This is a genomic window from Roseibium sp. R5 (assembly GCF_055755305.1).
In genome coordinates this window covers 2,361,582-2,375,317 of record NZ_CM146910.1, presented here as the reverse complement: position 1 = coordinate 2,375,317, position 13,736 = coordinate 2,361,582, and the positions used below count along the sequence as shown (strand labels likewise).

Annotated in this window: 16 protein-coding genes; all 16 read right to left on the bottom strand. The window is 57.5% G+C overall.

Features of this window, described 5'->3' with window-relative positions:
• Positions 1-34 precede the first annotated feature (34 nt).
• The 16 genes from AC0J4F_RS11060 to AC0J4F_RS10985 all read right to left on the bottom strand — a co-directional run bounded on the left by AC0J4F_RS11060 (position 35) and on the right by AC0J4F_RS10985 (position 13,734).
• Positions 35-595 carry a hypothetical protein gene (locus tag AC0J4F_RS11060; protein ID WP_473026275.1) on the bottom strand — a complete coding sequence of 187 codons (561 nt, stop codon included), beginning with the start codon at positions 593-595 and terminating at the stop codon, positions 35-37.
• Entirely contained in the window at positions 582-752 is a 171-nt protein-coding gene (locus AC0J4F_RS11055) for a Com family DNA-binding transcriptional regulator (protein WP_473026274.1), read from the bottom strand. The genes AC0J4F_RS11060 and AC0J4F_RS11055 overlap by 14 nt, the downstream gene beginning before the upstream one ends.
• Positions 753-931: 179 nt before the next feature.
• The gene (locus tag AC0J4F_RS11050; RefSeq protein WP_473026273.1) at positions 932-2,062 is read right to left on the bottom strand and encodes a hypothetical protein; all 1,131 of its coding nucleotides are present in this window, start codon (positions 2,060-2,062) and stop codon (positions 932-934) included.
• A 76-nt stretch (positions 2,063-2,138) separates the two neighbouring features.
• Positions 2,139-3,158, bottom strand: a complete 1,020-nt coding sequence (locus tag AC0J4F_RS11045; RefSeq protein WP_473026272.1) for a phage late control D family protein — start codon at positions 3,156-3,158, stop codon at positions 2,139-2,141.
• Positions 3,155-3,397: a tail protein X gene (locus tag AC0J4F_RS11040; protein WP_473026271.1), complete on the bottom strand. Its 243-nt coding sequence runs from the start codon at positions 3,395-3,397 to the stop codon at positions 3,155-3,157. The genes AC0J4F_RS11045 and AC0J4F_RS11040 overlap by 4 nt, the downstream gene beginning before the upstream one ends.
• Positions 3,394-3,795, bottom strand: a complete 402-nt coding sequence (locus tag AC0J4F_RS11035; protein WP_473026270.1) for a hypothetical protein — start codon at positions 3,793-3,795, stop codon at positions 3,394-3,396. Before AC0J4F_RS11035 ends, AC0J4F_RS11040 begins: the two co-directional genes overlap by 4 nt.
• Entirely contained in the window at positions 3,792-6,110 is a 2,319-nt protein-coding gene (locus AC0J4F_RS11030; protein ID WP_473026269.1) for a phage tail tape measure protein, read from the bottom strand. The genes AC0J4F_RS11035 and AC0J4F_RS11030 overlap by 4 nt, the downstream gene beginning before the upstream one ends.
• A gap of 12 nt (positions 6,111-6,122) precedes the next feature.
• Complete coding sequence (locus tag AC0J4F_RS11025; RefSeq protein WP_473026268.1) at positions 6,123-6,356, bottom strand: hypothetical protein; 234 nt, start codon at positions 6,354-6,356, stop codon at positions 6,123-6,125.
• Positions 6,311-6,790 (bottom strand): hypothetical protein, encoded by a 480-nt coding sequence (locus AC0J4F_RS11020; RefSeq protein ID WP_473026267.1) that lies wholly within the window; start codon positions 6,788-6,790, stop codon positions 6,311-6,313. The genes AC0J4F_RS11025 and AC0J4F_RS11020 overlap by 46 nt, the downstream gene beginning before the upstream one ends.
• 11 nt (positions 6,791-6,801) lie before the next feature.
• Positions 6,802-7,308 (bottom strand): phage major tail tube protein, encoded by a 507-nt coding sequence (locus AC0J4F_RS11015; protein WP_447235519.1) that lies wholly within the window; start codon positions 7,306-7,308, stop codon positions 6,802-6,804.
• 16 nt (positions 7,309-7,324) lie between these two features.
• Positions 7,325-8,557, bottom strand: a complete 1,233-nt coding sequence (locus tag AC0J4F_RS11010; protein ID WP_473026266.1) for a phage tail sheath family protein — start codon at positions 8,555-8,557, stop codon at positions 7,325-7,327.
• 176 nt (positions 8,558-8,733) lie between these two features.
• A complete protein-coding gene (locus AC0J4F_RS11005) occupies positions 8,734-9,213 on the bottom strand; it encodes a hypothetical protein (RefSeq protein WP_473026265.1) in 480 nt (159 codons plus the stop codon).
• Positions 9,214-9,226: 13 nt separating this feature from the next.
• Complete coding sequence (locus AC0J4F_RS11000; protein WP_473026264.1) at positions 9,227-10,522, bottom strand: hypothetical protein; 1,296 nt, start codon at positions 10,520-10,522, stop codon at positions 9,227-9,229.
• Positions 10,522-11,211: a hypothetical protein gene (locus AC0J4F_RS10995; RefSeq protein ID WP_473026263.1), complete on the bottom strand. Its 690-nt coding sequence runs from the start codon at positions 11,209-11,211 to the stop codon at positions 10,522-10,524. Before AC0J4F_RS10995 ends, AC0J4F_RS11000 begins: the two co-directional genes overlap by 1 nt.
• Positions 11,192-11,368 (bottom strand): hypothetical protein, encoded by a 177-nt coding sequence (locus tag AC0J4F_RS10990; RefSeq protein ID WP_473026262.1) that lies wholly within the window; start codon positions 11,366-11,368, stop codon positions 11,192-11,194. Before AC0J4F_RS10990 ends, AC0J4F_RS10995 begins: the two co-directional genes overlap by 20 nt.
• Positions 11,369-11,376: 8 nt before the next feature.
• A complete protein-coding gene (locus tag AC0J4F_RS10985; RefSeq protein ID WP_473026261.1) occupies positions 11,377-13,734 on the bottom strand; it encodes a hypothetical protein in 2,358 nt (785 codons plus the stop codon).
• Positions 13,735-13,736 lie beyond the last annotated feature (2 nt).

Below are 13,736 nucleotides of genomic sequence, written 5' to 3'. Positions count from 1 at the left end.
GGGCTCTTAGGGGCCTCTGGGATTGAAGTAAGCGTCAGGTTTGCGGGTAGCTGCCGCGATCCCTTATTTGGCCAGAACCATCCAGGATGGTGTAGAAAAATCCTGCCGGTTTCCAAGGGAAACAGCCAAGGATAAAGACATCCGATGCAGGGCCAGCTTCAAATTCATTGATAGCCTTTGCCAGTCTTAGATTGAGTTTTTCCATGTCAGCTTCGGATTTCGGCGCAAGGATCATGAGCTTTATGCGTCCACGGCTTTGAAGAAGCTTCTCGAAATCGTCTTCAACGTCCCCGGAATTGTGCAGTTCGCTTTCGCAGGCGAGCGGCAGAGATCGCAGATGCCAGCCTTTCAGACTATCGCCCGGTCGGAAAAAGAAGCCGTAATCGCGCCAACTGATATCAAATCCGGTCTCGCCCCAATCCGCACCGGCTTTCCTGTCACCGGCAACATAATAGCCTTTCTGGTGGCCGAGATCTGTGAGCACGCGTTTTGTTTCGAAAGTCCAGTCTGCCAATCCAGATGGTGCTGACCTGAATTTCTCTGGAACAGTGGCAAGAGCCCTGCAGATTTCTTTGACGGCCTCATTGTGCGCCATGAGCTCTCGACCCTTGAATGATGTTTGACGGCTGGCTTTGACCGTTCTGGTCGGGCCGCTCTGGGACGGGCTCTAAAGGCCTCAAACTGGTAAGTGTTCCGCATCGTGGGCACTTGATTTCAACAGGACCGACTATCGCGTTTTTTGCCGACTTCATCAAGAGACGTCGGCAACTCCCGCATCGTATTTCTTCCATGACAACCTTATGGCGACTCAGCCACACTAGCGCGGCTCGCGCGAGCAAAGCGGGTGCGGCGGTTAATCTAGGTTGCTGCTGGGCGGGTTCTTGGTTTGGCGATTGAGGCCCGCCGTCCGGATTTCGGTCCGGACCACCCGTTACGGTGGGAATAGAGGGGCAATGCTGTGTCCAAGAACAAAAAAATTGGCCCAGTCGGTGATGGTCCGACCATCACCAAGGAACAATGGTTCGGGTTGGCGATCTTTACTGCAATGCTTTCTGTGCTGTTGTTCGGATGGATCGCATTTCAAGTGCTTTTTGGGTTCGGCCTGGAAAGCGACAAGGCGTTCAATGTGGCGCGCAGCGGAGCCGCATTGTTGACCTTTGGAGGCGCAGCGACCACCTTTTTTATAGTTTTCTACCGTTCCAAAATCACAGAACAACAGGTCGCGGAGGCCAGACGCCAAAACGACAGCAGAGACAAAGCTGACCAAGCTATTTTGCTGGAAAAAGCCGCTGGCTTTTTGGCCGCCGATGATCTTGAAACCCGCAGCGCGGGCCTCGCAATGCTTGAAACCATTATAGATACGCCGAAGAGCCCCTATGGGCAGTTTGCCCTTGACCTTGCCACGGTCAAACTCCTGCCATCCTGTCGGATGGAAGGCGATAGCTTGGCACTCGTCGTGAGACAAATCCAACGCATCTGGGATCGTGGTTATGACAACGGCCTGCGACAGCAGGAGTTTAAAGATTTCGAGTTCCCAGCTATCAATTCTGTACGAAATCCGAGACTGACTATTTCTAGGGGTTTGCCTTCCGGACACTATAAAAACGCCAACTTCCGGGTTGACGGCGACGCAGCTGATATTATCAACCAACGTAACTTGCTCTTCTACAGATGTGGGTTTTCGTTCCATCCAAGCGGGAGGAGAGAACCAAACAAAAGTATAAAGATTTCTTCGCAGTTTTTGAGCTGCAATTTTTCCGGCATTTCCATAGAGAGTGTTGATTGCCCGCAAGACTTCCGCATTCACGGCCCCTTGCAACCCCACCATTTCCGCAATTGCAGCTTCACAGGAGCAGTGATCTCGAATTTGGAAATTTTTAGAGACAGCATCTTCGTAGACTGCTTCTATTTTATTGGTCACGCCCCAACGCCTGGGCCGAATATCGAGCCTCACGAGGCTCGCCAGATAGAAGAATGCATTGGCAAATACCTGTCGCCGAGAAGTAAAGTTCTTCCATATTTCAAAATTGTCCAATAGCCCGGTCGTCTTAAGCACAATCACCGCCCCCTCTCCAAATCCACCTGCCTTTCATAGCCGTCACTTGAAAGCCGTTGACGGGAGACCAGGTCCGCCCCCCTCACGCCGCTTTCTCCTGCGTTTCCACGTCCACCGTCATTATCCAGCCCTGATCCGGAATGATCTCGTGAGTGACGGTTTCCGCGTCCCACTTGATACCGTCGATCACCCCGCCATAACCGGACGGGATGAAGGGCGCGCCTGCGAGCGCTTGCGGCTGTCCAGGACCGGTGAAAGAGCCGGTCCCGGTGTAGCGCGCGAGCTGCTGTGCAAAGGCCGAGGATCCGCGCCGGGCTTCGACCTCACTGGCAAAGGGATGAAGCACAGCGGCAAGACCGCCCTGCCGGTTGCCAGAGCTGGAGCGCTCGGCCTTCGACCGGCCCGTCTTCGGATCGAACCAGCCGCCCTCGATCGCGCTGTGTGCCGGGCGCTCCTCGATCTCCACTTCATACTCAAAGCTCGGATCGTGCCGCATCAGGATCGGCGGCAGGGTGCGGCCACTGGCTGACTGGCCGGATCCACGCTCCATCACAACCAGCTTGCCCGCCTGCGGCTTCAGGATCCCGCCGATCTCGTCTGCAAGATCGGTTGCAAAGTCCAGCGGGCTTTGACGCCAGCGCAGCCGGTACGGGATCTCTATGTTCTCAAGCGCCGGCGCAACCACAGCCGGGACGCCAGCGTTCCTTGCAAGGTCTCGGAAGATCTTGCCAGCCGTGCCGAACCCGCTTTCGGTGTCGTAGTGCTTGGAACTAGCTTCCTTCATCTTCTCGATGAAGTTAGCTGCCCGGCAGACGATCTCTTTGACGTGGCCGTTCTCTGGATCTCCGGTGAAACGAACATGGCTGAAGCTGTAGGCCCCGAGCATGGGCGGGCGGGTCCGATCGTATGCAGCCGCGATCGTGTAGAGCGTCCCCTTGGACGGTACATCCTTATTGCGATCGGAAAACCGCAACACCGCTTCATCGCTCTCATAGCCCGCGTGGTCGGTGACCGTGACGCCGATCAGATCAGACCCCCAAAACGGAACCAGATTGCGCTGTGTCGGGCCAATGACTTCAACATAGGGACGGCTCAAACTCATTCCCACGGCCTCGTCATTTCTTCCTCGGCCGGTTCCTTGGCTTCCGGCAGCGCCAGCACGGTTCCAAAGGTCATCATGCCCACGCTCGGCCGGATCTTTTCCGCAAGGCCCTGATTGGCTTCGAGCAAGCGTTCCAGATTGCCGCTTTCTTCGCCATAGAGGCGGCGGGCAACCCGGTCCTGCCGCTCTTCGTCTTCGGTGATGACCACTTTTCCGATGATTTCCGGAGTGTCTGTCACGGTGTTGTCCCCACAAACAAAAGCCCGATTTCAGCGGTCACGATCCGCCCGCGTCCGGACCATGGGTGAATGCGGTCTTCATCTACCGAATGGTCCCGGATGACGACAGAGCCTTCCAGGTGACCGGCAAGGTTTGCGGCCAGCCGGAAGTACGTCACCTCGTCCTGATTTTTGAAGTGCTGGAGCAGCCAGCCAAGCGCGTCGAGGCCGCCCAGGATGTGCGGAGCGGTCATAACTTCCAGACGCCGGGTTTGTTCCCCCAGGCCCGTTTTCTGATAGTGCATGCCCTTGAACGTCGGGTGTCCCGGAAACCGCGCTTCCCCCTGATCGGTCAACCGCTGCGGATTGAGGCCAATCACTTTTAAACGGGCGTTTCCGATGGAGATCAAAGTGCTCATGCGAAGGATCCAAGATCATGAAGCGCCCGGTTCCGGGACCGGCGAATGGCGCGGTTCTGTTCGCGGGTGGCATAGCGCGCCGTACGTTGCGGATCAGATGTGCCGTTGAACGTCTGATGGACAACCGAACCGGTACCGCCCGTGCTCGATCGGGTCGCGGCCGGACTTGGCGGTGCTGACCCGGCCGAGAATTGCGGCGAGATGGTCGGTGTCGCGGTGAAGGAAAACCGGCTTTCCAGATTGTCGGCAACTGAGCCCAGGCGCTTGGTTTCCGCCTCCAGGGCTGCTGCGAACTTTGCCCCGGCTTCACTCCCGGCCGACTGAAGATGTCCGGCCGCATCGCCGATGTCCGGGATCAGACTGGATTGTTTCCCCGGAAGCCAGCCCGGTTTTGCGCGCGGGACGTTGGGCAAGGTGTTGCCCGGAAACTCCGGTGAAGGTTGGGTCCTCGATTTTAAATAGGCTTCAAGGTCCGCAACCGGGTCGGTTGCCGCGTCAGATTGGGGGAACGGAGAGGCTTTGGTCTCTCCGCCGCCAAACAGGTTTTGAACGAACGCTGATGCGGGCTTTGTCCAATAGCGATCATAGGTCCGCCGCATGGCATTCGGAAACGCAGACACTCCCTCTTCGGTGATCTGTTGCGTTGCACCTCCAACGGAGTTCAACAAGGTGGAGAGACCCAACTTGTCGAGCAGCTTGCCAATCCCAAAAGCCGCATTGGATGTGGCCGTCGACAACCGGTCGATACTGGCTTGAGCATCCTGTGTGACGCGCTTGTGGCTTTGCTCAGTCGTTCCGGCCGCGCCCTCCATACCGTCTATGTAAGATTGCCGCCCGTCCGGGTTCGCCAGGAAGGCCTGCGCGGCCATATAGCTTTCCTTGTCGGTGAACAGCTTCGGCAAAATGCCGGGTTTCTTTTTGACGGCCTTTTGTGTCAGCTGGATCGCCGCTGTTACCGGATCTTGGCCATTCTCGATCGCACCGTTTACGGTGCCTTCAAGATCGAAACCGGCTTTCTTGAAGTTCTCCTGTGTCGCCGATTGGAAGATCTTCAAATAGAAATCCATCACACGGGTGATGGCTTCCTGACTGGTTCCGGAATTCTCCCGAACCACCTGAAGATCGGCGACCACCTTCTTGAGGCCTTCGACCCCCTGGTACTTCAACTGTTCGGAAGCCACCGGCAGCAGGTTGGGCAGATACCGCGCCATGTCTTCGACTTCAAACTTGCCCAAACGGCCACCTGTGATGATGCTGTCAGACGCTGCTGGCAATTGATCAGCTGACAGGTTCATCTTGTCGAGCGATGACTTGAGGGCGGTTGCCATGAGGCTTGCAGGGGTTCCCGTGCCTATAGACGCTTTCAAGGTGGCGGGCAGCATCTCAAGACCGGCCTCAAGGCTTTCAACGCCTGATGCGATGATGTCTTCCAGTCCCGAAACAGCCTGTTCAACCGGGATCGAAAGATCATAAGCCAGCTGGCGCACACGTTTGGTGGCAGCTTCCGTTTCGGCCTCGCTCGCTCCGGCGCTCATCCCAAGATAGGTCATGCGCCGATCGGCACTTGCAAAGGATTTATAGGCATTTGCGCCGCCGATGACGACTGCACCGGCACCCGCACCGGCCGCCACTGCGCCGCCACTCGACAACGGTACAGCTGCCCCAATTGGCAACCGATCATACAAAGCTTCTCCGAACCGGCCCTGACCACTGTGGAGCAGGTTCGTGCGCGGCCCGGTCAACTTCTGACCAGGCGCACCGCCTACACCGCTGCCGGTGCCTGTCCCGTGCCGTTTGCGCAGGCGGTCCAGCTTGTCTTCCAAAGCTTCCGCGCGCTTGCCCAGGGCCTCCAGCTCTTTCTCGGCCTTGTCGGTCTTTAGAAGGTTGAGTTCCCGGAATTCTTCAATGGGCGCTCTGAGTTTGTTGGCAAGCGTGGTGGCCGCTTCCTTCAAATCGTCCAGCTCGGTTTCGGCCCGGTCAGTCTTGAGCTTGTTGAGGTCCTTGAATTTCTCGGTCGTGGTATCCAGTCTGCCACCGAGGTCGCCTGCGGCTGTCTTGACCTGATCAAGTTCTTTCTCAAGCCGATCGGTCCGCAGGCCGTTCAGTTCCTTGATTTTCTCTTGCGGAACATCAAGGGCGGATGCGACATCACGGGCGTTGTTGGAGATCTTTCGGAGATCCGCCTCAAGATTGCCGGTACCGGCGCTGTTGAGCCGCTTGGCGGCCCGTTGAATGTCCTTTAAATCCTGCTCCGCCCGGCGCGCGTCCCGGTCCTTGTATTCAAGGTTGAGGCGCATGGAAACGTCATAGGACATGGCAGTCTCCTGCTACTCAGTTGGGTGTGTCCGGTTCAAAAAACCGGTCAACAGGCCAAAGGTTTCGGAGTGGACGCGATCAGCCTCACGCCACCACAAAAGACCTTCGCACCAGTCCATGGCGAGCACGTCGCGCAGCGGTGTGTGCAAGGCATTGGCAATCCGCGCCGCGATCGCCCGCCAGTCTTTGGGATCGGCGGTCAGCCGTTCTCCTTCAGGAGAAACGACGGAAAAAAATCGCGGCATTTCCCGACCACTGCATCACCGTCAACGTCCATCAAGCCGCGCAGCACAGGTGCGGGCAGCCCCGTCATGACGGCGTAGATGTCGTAGTAATCATCTATGCCGGCAGACACGGTGTCGCCCACTTCACTGATGGTAAGACGGTTGATCGTGATCGTTTTGATCACCTCGCCGTCAAGGTGGAAGGGATGATCCAGATCGTGGGTCTGCACCCGTGTTTCGGCTTCGGTAACAAAGTCCAGCCGGGCCGTCTCAGGACGCGGCTTTGAGGCCTTGTCGCCTGTTTGAGTTGACGCAGTTGGCCCTTTCGCCACATGCGAATTGTCCAGCTCCTCATCCAGCTCGGGCGGCGGTAACGGGATATCTGCCAGATCAACTTCGATACCGGATTGATCTTCGGTCTTCTCTGTCTTGCTGACCTTGGTGGATGTGGTCATGAGATCCTCGTTTAAGCGGCAGTCAGGCGGTTGTGTTCGGCGGAGTAATCAACGCCATTGCGGACAATCTTGTTGGCGAAGAAATCGAACATGTGGATCCGCTTGCCGTCCATGATGTCCTCGTATGTGACAATCGAACCGACCTGATAGCCGGTTTCCCCACCACGCTTGCCAGAGACACGGGGTGGAGAGACTTCGGACACAAGGCCTTTCAGGATGACGATCCGGCCCTTGTTGATGCCCTGCCGGATGTCACGAAGGCGTTCGTAGTAATAGAACGTTGTCCAATCCCCGGCCTCAGCTCCAAACAGGCCGCGCACGTCTTCATGTGCACCGTGCAGAGAAAAAGGCGCACGCAGCGGCTCGATCTCGCCAGGAAGGTCAAAGTTCATCCAGCCGCCGCCCGTTGAAATGGTGTCTTGAACACGGGAGAGGTTCGGCAACTGAACGCTGGAGAGGCGCAAACGCTGATTGAGCGTGTCAACGTACCAGTTTGCGCCGTAAATCAGGCTGTCCATAAGGTGGCTCCGTGCGTTAGGCCTCTACGCGGATGTTCTGGTCGCCCAGAGCTTCCAGCGCGGCGGCAATATTGTCGGCCAGGAGGTCATAGGCTTCCGGCTGCGGTTCGGTGTAGATGCCGAGATCGACCAGCTCCGGCGTTTCTTCAAAACGCAACTTGGTCATCAAGCTGCCATCACGTAGCGCCGTGTTCGGGTTCAAGGCCCGTTGCCAGACCAGTTCATAGTCGATGATGGCGTTGATCGCCTGACGGCTGGAGCAGGCTTCCGACATGGTCTGATAGACCAACGTTGCCAGATGCGCGCCGAGATCATCGGCGTTGTATTTGCGCATGGACCGTAAGAAAGACTTTTCGATCGATCGGCGTGTGCGGATCCGCTTGATGGAGCGGTAGTCACGGGTGGTCGGATCTGTGGCCGTCGTGAACGGAGCCCAAAGCAGCTTGTTTTCGATGACGGTACCGATGCCCGCCTGACAGAGGTAATTGCTCTCTGATGTCGGGTCACCGTCGCGGTGACTGATGGGGCGTTCTGTACCCCGAATGCCGACCAGCGGCTTGTTCCAGGCCGCCTTGTAGCGGTTCCCAACATCGGCATCGCGCTTCAGGATCTGGGCCGCCCAGAACGTGGACATGGGCGCGGTCGCATCCGCGCCGTTCTTCCAGACTTTGACGCGCGGCCAGCCCATGAGGATATTGCGCGCGGTCGCGAAGTCAGCAGCTGCAAGGGCCGCGTGCTCGCGTTCGGTGCCGTTTGCATCACCGATCGCAAAACAGTCGATCAGCTTGCCGCAGATCGCCTCGTGCGTCGTCAAAACAGGATTGGCCGCATCGCCGGGCCGCTGGTGAGAATATTCCGGGGAGAGGATCAATCCGGCTTCCAGACCGATTTCGCCCTTTGCATCCAGAACCGCCCAGGAGCCGGTCTTTTGGGCTGCATCGCCCACAATGTGGCCAAGCTGGGTGTCTTCGTCCGGATCATCGTCACAGCGCACGAAGATGATGTCGGTGGAAATGCCGGTGGACGCGATCTGCGTGATGGTGTCCTTGGCAACACCTTCACCAAGCTTTGCAATCATCTCGCTGTCTTCAGTCGAGATCGCATATGGGCGGTGTTTCTCAATGGAATTATCCGCGTTCGGTGCGGGCAAGGGCAGCGCTGCAAAGGTCTGGCGTGCATTGATGGAAACGACGGTCGGAGACAGGTTGGAAAAGACCCGTGTCCCGACATTTGGCACAACAGCGCTCATAGCATCTTTGTCTCCGTTAAAGACCGTTTGAAGGCCGGTTTAATCCTTCCTAAAAGGCTGGAGACAAGATGGCTGGATGCGCACAAAAAAAGGGGCTGACAGATGTCAGCCCGCAGAAAAAGTCGTTCGTTAGATGCCCCAAACACTACCCGTATTTGCCGCTGAAGTCGACCGGTCTAGACAGTCGGCCAGTTGTCCAGAATGGCTTCTTTTTCCGCCTCAGTCAGGTACCCTGCTGAGATCAGTTTTTGAAGACCGCCCAGCATCACAGGGTTGTCGCGCGTGATACCCTTGTCCATTTTCTCAAGCATCAACCGCACAAGGACGATTGATGATACTTCAGAGGTGGCAAGGATTTCGACCGCTTCATCGTCATTCACCCCGCCGTAGGCCTGCACAACTGAGATGAACTCGACAAACGTCAGTGCCTGATAGCTAGGTATGAGTGGTTCAGGGTCCGGCTCGGGATTTGCAACAGGCTCCGGATCGGGCGGCGCAGTCCACACCCCATCCTCCAGTGTTGCCATGTAAACCATCCCCGGTTCTTCCGGTACAAACTCCGCATTCAGAGGAGCCGGTATTTTGGCGTATGTTTCAGGGTCGATGATCTCAGCCACCGTCTGAACACCGCCCATGTCTATGATACGTGCGTACATGGATCACGCCTCCTTAAAGTTCGAAGAAGAACAGGACAGCACCGGCCCCACCAAACCCGGGAGGTGCTGAATTGACGTGATCGGCCGCGCCGCCACCTCCACCACCATGTCCGCCATTGGCCCGGATATAGTTAGCAGCAAGCGCAATAGGTTGAGTGGTGTTCCCTGCGCCTCCACCGCCGCCGCCAAAGCCGCCGCGACCGCCATTAGAACTGGTGTTTGTTGTACCTTTTCCGCCGCCGCCGCCGCCACCACCGAAGCCCTCATCGCCGCCGTTGCCGGTCAGTGATGTGGAAACAGCGTTTCCGCCGCCGCCGCCACCGCCACCGGGGCCACCGCACCCACCCGATGAACCCGGTTGACCGGCCGAAGTGCCGTAACCACCGCCACCGCCACCGCCACCGGATAGCTCAAGGGGATGAACCCACGGAAGCCCGGACCCGTTTTGGGCCGCGATAACGACGCCGCTCGTGAGATCGACAAAACCGCCGACTGCGGGGCTAACCCCGGCTCCGCCAGAGCCCCCCAAATTGGGCATGGCATCGCCGCCAGAGCCCAAAGCACCGCCGCCGCCAGAGCCAGCGTGGATATTAATGGCAAAAATCCCTCCAGCGTCGTGAAGACCGCCGCCACCAGTGCCACCGTTGGAGGTGTCGGTTGAAGTGCCAACAAACACATCACCGCCGTTGCCGCCCCAGCCACCGCCTCCGGTGCCGCCCTTGATGTTTGAAGTATTACCGGTGCCACCACGCCCGCCATCCCCAAAAATAGAGCCGGACCCTCCGCCGCCAAAACCACCGACATTCGAGCCGCTTTGAAGGCTTTCGCCGCCCTTGCCGCCATTGGCGGACCAACCGCCGATCACGGATGAATGAACCGTTGCAGTCCCACCATTCGCGCCCGTGTTTTGGCCATTCACATGCGCGCCCCCTGCACCGCCAGTACATGTTGCCAGTGTGGTTCCGCCAAGGGTGACAATTGTAGTACCTCCCGCACCGCCAGAACCGGCGCCGCCAACCAAATCCCCCGGCTGTCCGGCCACCCCATAGGTTATGCCGATGGTGTCGCCCGGATTAACCTCAATAATGCCACCAGCGGCTCCGCCGCCGCCGCCACCACCGCTCGGACCACCGGTAAAATCGGCTCCGCCGCCACCAGCACCAAAGGCATGGAACTCAAGACGCTTCACACCGGTGGGAACAATAAAATCACCGTTGATCATCAGAACCCGGCGCAAGCGCACAAGGCCGCTGCCACTAGAGATACCGGCCAAGCTGCCGCTGTTCAGAAATTGCGAGATGTTCGCCATTAGAAGAGCCTCCAGGTGGAGCCATCCCACCAAATGATGAAAGACAGGCCCGGTTGATCAAGCACGAGGTCTTCGCCAAGACCCATGATCGTTTTGCTGTTGCGGGCAAGGGTGACGGTGCTTGCAGCGCTCAATACACCTCCATCTATGATCTGGATGGAAGCTCCGATTGACGGAGTTTCGGGCAAGGTGTGACTGATGGAATGTGCCAGCAAGCGATAAGGCTTTCCGGCAACAAGATTAGTCGCTTCTGTCAAACCGATGAATTCGATCGGTTTTAAGTCCGCAATGGATGCAGCGTTAGCCTGTACACCCGCCATAAGTTCTGCAAACGCGTCTTGCGCGTTACTCGCCGCCAAGTTGGCTATTTCTGCAAGGCTGACGCTCGCCGCATCGATTCCACCCGCCTGAATGAGAGCGATCTGATCTGCCACCGCCGCCGCATCTGCCGATAGAGCGTCAAGCTCGGCACGGCGGACATTGATTTCCGCCGTAATGGTGTCTGAGATCACGGTGAGCGCTTGTGTTTCCAATAGCGCGATCACCGCATGGTAGTCGGCGATGGTGCCTTCCAGCGCCCTTACGCGGCCCATGATGACCGGAATGACCGCGTCCCAAGCGGCACGCGTTAGCACGAACTTCAGCGGCGCTACAAAATCATGCTGCTCTTCAGGCAGGTTGGATGTCACCGAACACCTCCCAGCCGTAGGTCCCGGCGATTTCCTTCAGCACCCGGCCTTTGAAGCGGTTTTGCGCCCGTGGTAGATACTTGCGGTGACCGCGTTCAACGACCTTTAAAAGGGTTACGGTGTAGGTCACACCGTCTTGAATAGCTTCAGGCGTCATCTCTCACCTCAAGTTGCGAAAAGAGCGGTGTTTTCGACGAAATACACAGCTTCAATATCGGTGGTTGTCATATCGAGAATGCTGCGCGCCCTGTCGGTTTCCGGCACGGTGAATTCAGCCCGCAGGATAAAGCGTGTTGGCCTTTGAACATCGCGAACCAAAGAGTCCGCATCGGCCTCATATTCGACCCCGGCGACCATTACCTTGGGCGTCGCGGTGTGCAGCGCCGGGTCAAACTGATCCAGCACCCATTTGACATCGATCGTTGTGGTGTTCAGCCCGAATTCCAATTCCTTGGTGATGCCCCGGCCGTTGAACTTGTGGCGATGCGCTTCTCCGCGCGCATACTCATTCAAAAGCAGTGCTGGAGAGAGACCGCCAAGACCGATCATGGTCAGCTCCAGCTGACAGGTTTCCGGCAGGCCGCGGAGTGGATTTGGCTGGGCAACAGTCTCCGCCTGGACAGCTTGCCATGGATGGTCGGGAGAGGTTCGCACGCGCCAGATCATAGAGGTGCCATCGGGCGTGAACGCCTCATAGAGCAGCTTGATCTGCGTCATCCCACCCGGCAGGTTCAGCGGATTGAACAAGACACGCGCATGCGTATGCGTATGCAGCGTGCCGTTGATCCGGCACAAGAAGTCTTCGTTCGGTGAACCCTGAGACCAGACACCATCCGTGCTCCACCCTAAAGTGCCGCCCGTGAAGATGTTGCCCGTCGCGGTATGCAAAGCGTGGTTGCCAGCGGTCGAGGTTGCCCAGGAATAACGCTTGCCGGGCGGCAGGTATCGAGGTTCAAACGGGAAGTTCACCCAGCCTTCGGCAAGGTCCGCATGGGATACTGTCGATGCAGCAATCACCCTGGTGAGCAACGGATCGCCCGAGACATCTGCTTCACAGAAAAACAACGTGACATCGCCGCTGCCGCCGACGCGGGAGAACTTCAGATCGATCGATGTCAGGATCATTGCCTGACTGACCGGGAAGGTCTGCGAATAGATGGAGCCATTGACACCGTAAGTCGTGGTGACTTCATCCCAATGGGTTTCTGTCCAAGAGTTTACCTGAACCGAGCGAGCCGCATTGATCACGCGGTTGCCGGATTGCCCGATCTGGCTGTTGTGAAGCACGACCATATCAAGGTCATACCCACCGCCATGCGTGGCGTTGAAATCGGTCAAATCAAGGCTGTCACCTGCGAACTGCGCATTGATCGGCCCCATGTTCTGGAACGTCTCGCCATTGGCCTGAAAAGTTTGACCGCTAACGGAGCCTTCATATCCGGCCAGTTCCTGCGTGTTGCCGCAAAAGGCGACAGTCGGGCCATAACTGACGCTCGATCGAGAAACGTGCCGCGCCACAAGCGTGGTTTCTTCATGGACGATGTTGGAAATGTCGCGGGTGGATCCGGGACCATCAACTTCGATGATGGTGGTTTCAACCCAGTTCAACATCATCACGTTGTTGACGATCTTGATGTCGCTTTGCTCAGGGTTTTGAACGGTCAGCTGCGTGTCCTGAAACGCATCAAAGGGAAAGCGGATCCCTTCATCAACGCGGGCATTCCACGAGGCGTGTGTTTTTGACCAGGCCCAGCCGACCAAGGCGGGATCATAAAAGTAAGCGCGGGCGGCATCGGGCAGATCAATGATCTTGCGTGCCTGGGCCATGTCTTCCTGCAGCTGACGAACCGCGTTGCGCGAGGCGTAGTTTTTGAGATCCGCCTGAACGTTGGCCAGATCCGTTTCCAGTGTCAGCGTCCGCGCAAAGATCGCCTTCATTTGGGCTTCGAGAACACTGACGCGGCCTTCGACCTCATAGAGCGTCTTTACCCGGTCATTATGGAAGTGTTCGACGGCCTCAACGCCGGACAGGCTTAGGAGGACATAGGCGATGCAGCACTCGCTATCGTCCACACTCGGTTTGACCGGCGTCGGCGAGGCAACACCGGCTTGGATGATGAAGCCGCAGGTATTTGCAAGGTATTTGGGGACCGGAATGTACTCGACCTCTTCCGTGTCCTCATCAATCTCCACATAGCGGTGTTCTTCGATGGTCTCGGTTTTGCCACGTACCAGAACGGCAACATATTTCATGTCGCCCGCAACGGTTGGCAGGTGCCCGGTCAGCCCTTCGTCGTGCGGTTCATCCAGATCATAGATCGTGCCGCCCTTGAAGAGCTGGCCTTGTTTAACCCGGATGACTGAGGCAGACGGTGTTTCGATCGTAAACCGCGCCCAATGGTTCGGATATCCGATCGCACCGCCCGCAATGTTCTCAGCGTGCTCGTAAGACGCTTCAGATGCCTTTTCGAGGTCTTTCGGCTCAAGGAGTTCAGCTTCGCCGTGGAGAAGTCTCTTGGACATGG